1 protein-coding gene and 1 pseudogene are annotated in these 1,224 nt (G+C 77.3%); both read left to right on the forward strand.

Features of this window, described 5'->3' with window-relative positions:
• On the forward strand, positions 1 to 604 hold a 604-nt coding region (gene ssd, locus ACFW2E_RS47225; RefSeq protein ID WP_384478442.1), incomplete at its 5' end, for a septum site-determining protein Ssd.
• Between the two features lie 257 nt (positions 605 to 861).
• Positions 862 to 1,224, forward strand: a pseudogene (locus tag ACFW2E_RS47230) (secretion protein); the annotation flags it as partial.

The raw sequence follows: 1,224 nt of genomic DNA on the forward strand, positions 1-1,224 counted from the left end.
CCCCTGTTTGTACCTTGTATGGTGGGCTCGGAGTTGTGTATCAGAGACAGGGTTGAGGTGGCCCGCGTTCGCGGCCTCGCGCGGACGGGTCGGCGGCGGCGCCCTGGAGGAGTCGCTGCCCGAGCTGCATTCGCTTCGGGTGCTCAGCTGGGACCGCGGTGACTGCGTCGGGGTGCCGTCCCAGGCCGTACGTGCCGTGCTCGCCGCGGCCCGGCGCAGGGGCGGCACGGTCGTCGTGGACCTGCCGCGCCGGATCGACGACGGCGTCGCCGAGGTCCTTGCCCAGCTCGACGTCGGGCTTCTCGTGGTCCCGGCCGAGCTGCGGGCCGTCGCGGCGGCCGGCCGGGTGGCGGCCGCGGTCGGCATGGTGCTGCGCGATCTGCGCGTCGTGACCCGGGGGCCGTACGACTCGGGCCTCGACGACCGCGAGGTGGCCAGGCTCCTCGGACTGCCGCTGGCCGGCGAGGTGCCCGTCGAGTCCGGCCTCCTGCGCGCCACCGACGGCAAGCGCCCTCCCGGCGCCTCCGCCCGTGGACCGCTGGCGCGCTTCTGCCGGGCCTTCTGGGAGCGGACGTTGGTGGAGACGGGGGGTGGAACGGCGTGAAGGCGTCAGTGGGGCTCAAGAGGGCGGCGCGGCGGCCGACCGCGGGGGGTGGCGTCCCGGGCTGGGCCGTTCGGGCGGCCCCTGGGGCGGTGCCGGTGTCCGGGGCGGCTGCGGGGACGGCCGGCGCAGGGGGCGGGACGGAGGCGGCCGCGGGCCGGATCGCCGGGCTCGGTTCGGGGCGGCGCCAGGGGCTGGTTTCGGGGTCCGTCGCGGGACGATCTCGGGAGACGCTCTCAGCACTCGATATAGGAGGGGGAGTGGTTCCGGGACCGGCGTCGGGGCTTGCTTTCGGCCTGCGCGCAGGACGGTCCCCGGGGCCCGCCGCCGACGGGGCGCCGGCAGCCGCGGCCCTCGTGGGCCCTCGTCCCGGCCCGGCGCCCGCGATGCTCGACGGGGTGCGGCGGTGGCTCGCCGAGAGGGGGGCGGAGCCCACGCCCGCGCGTGTGGCGCAGGCCCTGCGGGAGCAGGGGCGGGTGCTCGGCGACGCCGAGATCCTCGCAGCCGCCGGAAAGCTGCGCTCGGAGCTCGTCGGCAGTGGCCCACTGGAGCCGCTGCTCGCCGACCCGTCGGTGACCGACGTCCTGGTGTCCGCCCCGGACCGGGTCTGGGTGGACCGGGGC

Source organism: Streptomyces sp. NPDC058964 (genome assembly GCF_042741275.1).
In the GTDB taxonomy this organism is placed as follows: domain Bacteria; phylum Actinomycetota; class Actinomycetes; order Streptomycetales; family Streptomycetaceae; genus Streptomyces.